This is a genomic window from Endozoicomonas acroporae, from assembly GCF_002864045.1.
In the GTDB taxonomy this organism is placed as follows: domain Bacteria; phylum Pseudomonadota; class Gammaproteobacteria; order Pseudomonadales; family Endozoicomonadaceae; genus Endozoicomonas; species Endozoicomonas acroporae.
The window spans coordinates 96,220-102,493 of record NZ_PJPV01000056.1; the positions used below are offsets into that span (position 1 = coordinate 96,220).

Consider the following 6,274-nt stretch of genomic DNA (forward strand, 5'->3'; position numbering starts at 1 on the left):
TCCTTAGACCTCTGCAACCTTAACCGTAATATGGCAAGACCGCTTCAGAATGCGATCAGCACGACCCTTGGCACGTGGGCGAATACGCTTCATAGTCATGCCTTCGTCAACGAAGACAGTAGAGACTTTCAGCTCATCGATGTCCATGCCGTCATTGTGCTCAGCGTTTGCAATAGCAGACTCAAGCACTTTCTTAACCAGAACTGCAGCTTTTTTCGGGCTGTAGCTCAGGAGATCCAGGGCTTCGCCAACTGCCTTGCCGCGGATCTGGTCAGCGACCAGACGCGCTTTCTGGGCAGAAATGCGAGCGCCTTTATGCATAGCAGCAACTTCTTTCATTTCTATACCCTCTTAGCGCTTCTTGGCCTTCTTGTCTGCTGCGTGACCGCGATAAGTACGGGTTGCAGCAAACTCACCCAGCTTGTGGCCAACCATATCTTCGGTAACGAAGACAGGAACGTGCTGACGACCGTTGTGCACAGCCAGAGTCAGACCAACCATGGTTGGGATAATCATGGAGCGGCGAGACCAGGTCTTGATCGGACGCTTGTTGCCGCTTTCAGCCGCTTCTTCGACTTTCTTCAGCAGGTGAAGGTCGATAAATGGGCCTTTTTTCAATGAACGTGGCACTATCGTATCCTCTCTCTAGGCTTACTTCGCGCTGCGACGACGTACGATCATTTTGTCCGTACGCTTGTTGGAACGAGTCTTGCGACCCTTGGTCGGAACACCCCATGGCGTCACAGGATGACGACCACCGGAAGTACGACCTTCACCACCACCATGTGGGTGATCTACCGGGTTCATGGCAACACCACGAACGGTCGGACGCACACCACGCCAGCGCTTAGCACCCGCTTTACCCAGAGAGCGCAGGTTGTGCTCACTGTTAGAGACTTCGCCCAGAGTGGCGCGACAGTCAGCCAATACTTTACGCATTTCACCGGAACGCAAACGCAGGGTAACGTAAGCACCGTCACGAGCGACCAGCTGGGCAGAAGCACCAGCACTGCGAATCATCTGAGCGCCTTTACCAGGCTTCATTTCTACACAGTGTACGATGGAACCCTGTGGAATATTGCGCAGAGGCAGAGTATTACCAGCTTTGATCGGGGCATCGACACCGGAGAACAGCTCATCACCGGCTTTCACACCTTTAGGTGCGATAATGTAACGACGCTCACCATCCATGTATTTCAACAGGGCGATGTGCGCAGTACGGTTTGGATCGTATTCCAGACGCTCAACAACAGCTGGAATGCCGTCCTTGTTGCGACGAAAGTCTACGATACGGTAGTGCTGCTTGTGACCACCCCCGCGATGACGGGTAGTGATACGACCAGCATTGTTGCGACCACCAGTTTTGCCTTTCTTTTCCACCAGGGGCGCGTAAGGGCGACCCTTGTGGAGGTCAGGGTTAACTACCTTGACAACGAAGCGGCGACCTGGAGAAGTCGGCTTGCATTTGATTACTGCCATTCTCTAGCTCCTTATTCCGCGTCCGCGAAGTCAATTTCCTGACCTTGCTCCAGGCTGACGTACGCCTTTTTCCAGTCTGAGCGCTGGCCCATACCGAAACGAGTACGCTTGGTCTTGCCCTTAACAACGGCAGTCCTGACAGCTTTAACGCTGACTTCAAACAGCTGCTCAACAGCTTTTTTGATTTCGAGCTTGGTTGCGTCCCTGGCTACCTTGAAGACGTACTGATTGTGCTCTTCAGCAACGACAGTGGCCTTCTCGGAAATGTGCGGACCAAGCAGAACTTTAAAAATACGTTCCTGGTTCATCCCAGCATCTCCTCGAACTTCTTGATGGCAGACACGGTCATCACGACTTTATCGTGAGCAACCAGGCTAACCGGATCAATACCCTGAACGTCACGAACATCCACGTGAGGAATGTTGCGAGCGGCCAGATAAATGTTCTGATCCACTTCATCAGCAACGATCAACGCGCCGTTAGCGTTCAGTTCATTCAGCTTGGCTACAACCAGTTTGGTCTTTGGTGATTCAACAGCGAACTGCTCAACCACAATAAGACGCTCTTGACGAACCAGCTCGGACAAGATGGAACGCAGCGCTGCGCGATACATCTTCTTGTTCAGCTTTTGAGCATGATTCTGTGGTTTGGCAGCAAATGTCTTGCCGCCCCCGCGCCACAGTGGGCTGCGGATAGTACCGGCGCGTGCACGACCGGAACCTTTCTGACGCCAGGGCTTACGACCACCGCCACTTACGTCGCTGCGGTTTTTCTGAGCTCTGGTGCCTTGACGCGCACCGGCCATGAATGCAACAACCGCCTGGTGAACCAGGGTTTCGTTGAATTCAGTGCCAAAAGTCACGTCTGAGACCTGAACGGCATCTGCACCGTTTACCTTCAGTTCCATCGTCTAATCCCCTCAGGCGTGAGCACGTGCTTTAACTGCTGGACGAACAATAACGTCAGCACCGGTTGCACCGGGTACTGCGCCTTTGACCAGCAGCAGGTTACGCTCGCTATCAACGCGAACGAGTTCCAGGGACTGTACGGTCACGTTTTCAGCGCCCATATGTCCAGCCATTTTCTTGCCTTTGAAGACACGACCAGGAGTCTGACACTGGCCGATAGAGCCAGGTGCACGGTGAGACAGAGAGTTACCGTGAGTCGCGTCCTGCATACGGAAGTTCCAGCGCTTGATAGCACCCTGGAAGCCCTTACCCTTGGACTGACCGGTAACGTCTACTTTCTGACCTTGCTCAAACAGGTCTACACCGATAACGTCGCCCGCTTTATATTCAGCGTCAGCGTCGATACGGAATTCCCAGAGACCAGAACCAGCTTCAACGCCTGCTTTGGCGAAGTGGCCAGCTTCCGGCTTGCTCAGACGGCTGCTTTTCTTGCTTCCGGAAGTTACCTGAATTGCAGTATATCCGTCGGCTTCCAGGGTTTTCACCTGGGTAACGCGGTTTGGATCTACCTCAATTACGGTAACCGGTATGGAAACACCGTCTTCGGTGAAAACACGGGTCATACCGCGTTTCTTGCCGACTAATCCGATAGTCATTTCAACCTCTCTCGTGTACGGGGCTATTACCCACTATGGCCGCTCACTTCAGAGCTGTTACACAAAAGTGTGCACACTTTGATGGAGAGCCCATGGCCTCATTAACCGAGACTGATCTGCACTTCGACACCGGCTGCCAGATCCAGTTTCATCAGTGCGTCTACAGTTTTTTCGGTGGGCTCGATAATGTCGAGAAGACGCTTATGGGTACGGATTTCATACTGGTCACGGGCGTCCTTGTTGACGTGTGGAGAAATCAGTACGGTAAAGCGTTCTTTTCGTGTTGGCAGAGGGATTGGACCACGAACCTGCGCACCAGTTCTTTTTGCAGTATCAACGATTTCCTGCGTAGACTGGTCAATCAGGCGATGGTCAAAAGCCTTCAGGCGAATACGAATTTGCTGCGCCTGTGAGGACTGCTTTGATTGTTGGCTCATTTTGTTCTAACCATGGCATCTATAAAGAACAAAGTCTGATGAACTATGTCACCTAGACAAAAGGACGCAAAATTCTACTAACCACAAAACTTGCTGTCAACACAAGCTTCCAAACAAGTTTTTGTTATATGGAAGAGCAGAGGGTCATTTTATCAGGCAGGCATGATACATGGCCGGAGGGGGTTCGCTGAATAGGGACAATATGAAGTCGGGCTGAGTAGTCGTCACGCTAGGTTAGTGCACCGCCCCGATATTTCATTATTTAAAGGGCATTTATGAGTTTCGCATGGCCACATTTATTTTGACTCCCCCTGAATTTTGTAATCCCCATGAACCCGTCATTCTTGATCATTATTCACGCGTTATATCTTTACTATCAAAGTAAAAAGCTGTTAATGAAACATCAGATCACTCCAATACCACCCTGCACACACACCCCTTATAGGTGACATAACTTTTGTCTATATAGTAAAGCGAAAGTGCCATTATAATGTCCCACCTTAAATCACGGCTTTCTCATCCAAACGATATTTACGGCCTTATTTCATGCAAAATCCAACACTTAAACTCTGGTTGGCGTTCTGCGCACTGCTGCCGCTGGGGATTTTTCTGCTGATCAGCGCCAGCTATCAACCACCGGAGTCTCTGCTGCATTGGCCCTGGATTCCGTCACTGGGTATCGATTTTTCACTCCGCCTTGATGGCCTCAGCGTCCTGTTTGCCAGTTTAATCAGTGGCGTCGGGTTTCTGGTCCAGCTCTACGCCATCGCTTATATGAAACCCTATAAAGGCCGCGGTGCGTTTCACCTCTATCTGACCCTGTTTATGCTGGCCATGCTGGGTCTGGTGCTGGCCGATAACCTGCTGTTGCTGTTCGTATTCTGGGAATTAACCACCCTCACCTCCTATCTGCTGATTGGCTTTAACCACGAACAGGAAAAATCCCGCAAGAACGCCCTGCAAGCCATGCTGGTCACCGGCAGCGGAGGTCTGGCACTGTTGGCGGGCCTGATTATGCTGGGTGAAATGGCGGGCACCTACAGCCTCAGTGCCATCATCACCCAGGGTGCTTCGCTGTCTCAGCACGCCTGGTTTACACCATCACTGTTGCTTGTTTTGCTGGGGGCATTCAGCAAATCGGCGCAGTTTCCCTTTCATTTCTGGTTGCCCGGTGCCATGGCCGCACCAACCCCCGTCAGTGCCTATCTGCACTCGTCCACCATGGTCAAAGCCGGTGTTTACCTGCTGGCACGACTGCTGCCGGTGTACGGTGACAGCACGTTATGGTTCACGCTGCTGTGCAGTGCCGGTGCTTTTACTGCCCTGTGGTGCGCCCTACAGGCTTACCGTCAGACCGACTTAAAGCTGATGCTTGCCTTCAGCACCAATGTCATTCTTGGCCAGCTGGTGATGCTGATCGGCATCGGCAGCAGCTATGCCGTCACTGCCGCGTTACTGTTGATTGCCGCGCACTCCTTTTATAAGGCCGGACTGTTTATGGTGGTCGGCAATATCGATAAGGCCACCGGCACCCGGGAATACCATGAACTGGCGGGCCTGCGTGCGGTGCTGGCCATCAGCTTTACTGCCGCTTTGGTGACCGCTGCGTCCAAGGCGGGTCTGCCACCGTCGTTTGGTTTCCTGTCCAAGGAATACCTTTATAAAGCAGGACTGGAATTTGGCTGGGTACTTTCCGGCACCATGCTGCTGGCCAATGCCATTATGGTGGCGCTGGCATTGCTGATCGTCATCAAACCCTTTTTACGGCCTCACCATGCCAAGGCCGCACCAATGAAAGCCGTTGAGCATAATCCGCTGCTCTGGTTGCCCCCCATCGTTCTGGCACTGTTGTCAATCATTGTGCCGCTGGCTCTGTTGAACTGGTATCAGGGTCTGGTGATTGATCCCGCTGCCACGGTGATGCTGGCTACCCCGAAAACGGTGAAGCTCTGGGAAGGGTTAAACCTGCCACTGCTGCTAAGTGCACTCACGTTGCTACTGGGTATCTTGCTCTATGTGGGCTATCCACGCCTGAAGCCCCGGCTCGACCAGCTTATGTCCGGCCTGCCGTCCGGCCCTGCTGTTTATCAGTCCCTGCTGGATGCAGTGGTCAAACTGGCAAACTGGCAAACCCGTCTGTTACAGCACGGTCAGCTCACTCAATACAGCCTGCAGTTTTTCCTGGTACTACTGGCCTTTCTCGGCACCGTACTCTGGCAAATACACCCCCTGCCACCGATTGATTGGGATCTGAAGTACTACGATATTCTGCTGGCACTGTTTCTGGTCATCGCCGCTGTGGTGGTGGTCAAGGCCCGCACCCTGCTGTTGGCGGTGACCGCACTGGGCACCATTGGCTTTCTGACCACACTGGTTTTCCTGGTGTACAGCGCCCCGGATGTGGCCAAAACGCAGTTGCTGGTAGAGACCCTGTTGGTGGTCTTTATCGCCATCGTGTTACGCCATCTATCGGCTGCCAACACGGTTCCCCGGCATTCAGCGGTTCGCCGCCTGGTACACGCCGGCGTTGCCGCAGGCATCGGGATCAGCATCACTCTGGCTCTGTGGATTATTACCGCCGAACCCATGAATCAGGCAATCTCCGAGTTCTATGCCCAAACCAGTGTCAGCGGAGGCCGAGGGCGCAATATCGTCAACGTTATCCTGGTGGATTTCCGGGCGTTTGACACCCTCGGCGAAGCCGTCGTGGTGGTGATTGCCGGATTGGCAACCGTTGCGGTACTGGCTGGCAAACGAGTTAAATGACTTCCGGCATAGCCGGAAGCTTATTAGG

The 6,274-nt window shown here is 53.0% G+C and carries 8 protein-coding genes; 1 reads left to right on the top strand and 7 read right to left on the bottom strand.

Annotation, left to right across the window (positions count from 1 at the left end; genetic code table 11):
• Nucleotides 1-3: 3 nt before the first annotated feature.
• The 7 genes from rplV to rpsJ form a co-directional block, all read right to left on the bottom strand.
• The gene (gene rplV, locus CX664_RS10250) at nt 4-339 is read right to left on the bottom strand and encodes a 50S ribosomal protein L22 (RefSeq protein ID WP_066014872.1); all 336 of its coding nucleotides are present in this window, start codon (nt 337-339) and stop codon (nt 4-6) included.
• A 12-nt stretch (nt 340-351) separates the two neighbouring features.
• The gene (gene rpsS / locus CX664_RS10255) at nt 352-630 is read right to left on the bottom strand and encodes a 30S ribosomal protein S19 (protein ID WP_066014871.1); all 279 of its coding nucleotides are present in this window, start codon (nt 628-630) and stop codon (nt 352-354) included.
• A gap of 21 nt (nt 631-651) precedes the next feature.
• Nucleotides 652-1,479: a 50S ribosomal protein L2 gene (rplB, locus tag CX664_RS10260; protein WP_101746639.1), complete on the bottom strand. Its 828-nt coding sequence runs from the start codon at nt 1,477-1,479 to the stop codon at nt 652-654.
• An 11-nt stretch (nt 1,480-1,490) separates the two neighbouring features.
• Nucleotides 1,491-1,787, bottom strand: coding sequence for a 50S ribosomal protein L23 (gene rplW, locus CX664_RS10265; protein ID WP_101746640.1), 297 nt, complete (start codon nt 1,785-1,787; stop codon nt 1,491-1,493).
• The gene (rplD, locus tag CX664_RS10270; protein ID WP_101746641.1) at nt 1,784-2,386 is read right to left on the bottom strand and encodes a 50S ribosomal protein L4; all 603 of its coding nucleotides are present in this window, start codon (nt 2,384-2,386) and stop codon (nt 1,784-1,786) included. Before rplD ends, rplW begins: the two co-directional genes overlap by 4 nt.
• A 12-nt stretch (nt 2,387-2,398) precedes the next feature.
• A complete protein-coding gene (gene rplC / locus CX664_RS10275) occupies nt 2,399-3,043 on the bottom strand; it encodes a 50S ribosomal protein L3 (protein WP_101746642.1) in 645 nt (214 codons plus the stop codon).
• A 101-nt stretch (nt 3,044-3,144) separates the two neighbouring features.
• Nucleotides 3,145-3,480 (bottom strand): 30S ribosomal protein S10, encoded by a 336-nt coding sequence (gene rpsJ / locus CX664_RS10280; RefSeq protein ID WP_066014867.1) that lies wholly within the window; start codon nt 3,478-3,480, stop codon nt 3,145-3,147.
• Between the two features lie 546 nt (nt 3,481-4,026).
• Between rpsJ and mbhE the strand changes: the two genes are divergently transcribed.
• On the top strand, nt 4,027-6,246 hold the full coding sequence (gene mbhE, locus CX664_RS10285) for a hydrogen gas-evolving membrane-bound hydrogenase subunit E (protein ID WP_101746643.1): 2,220 nt from the start codon (nt 4,027-4,029) through the stop codon (nt 6,244-6,246).
• Nucleotides 6,247-6,274: the final 28 nt, after the last annotated feature.

What these genes read in the sequence shown, in the direction of transcription:
- rpsJ (WP_066014867.1), bottom strand. Translation starts at nt 3,480, where the DNA reads ATGAGCCAACAATCAAAGCAGTCCTCACAGGCGCAGCAAATTCGTATT.
- rplC (WP_101746642.1), bottom strand. Translation starts at nt 3,043, where the DNA reads ATGACTATCGGATTAGTCGGCAAGAAACGCGGTATGACCCGTGTTTTC.
- rplB (WP_101746639.1), bottom strand. Translation starts at nt 1,479, where the DNA reads ATGGCAGTAATCAAATGCAAGCCGACTTCTCCAGGTCGCCGCTTCGTT.
- rplV (WP_066014872.1), bottom strand. Translation starts at nt 339, where the DNA reads ATGAAAGAAGTTGCTGCTATGCATAAAGGCGCTCGCATTTCTGCCCAG.
- mbhE (WP_101746643.1), top strand. Translation starts at nt 4,027, where the DNA reads ATGCAAAATCCAACACTTAAACTCTGGTTGGCGTTCTGCGCACTGCTG.
- rplD (WP_101746641.1), bottom strand. Translation starts at nt 2,386, where the DNA reads ATGGAACTGAAGGTAAACGGTGCAGATGCCGTTCAGGTCTCAGACGTG.
- rplW (WP_101746640.1), bottom strand. Translation starts at nt 1,787, where the DNA reads ATGAACCAGGAACGTATTTTTAAAGTTCTGCTTGGTCCGCACATTTCC.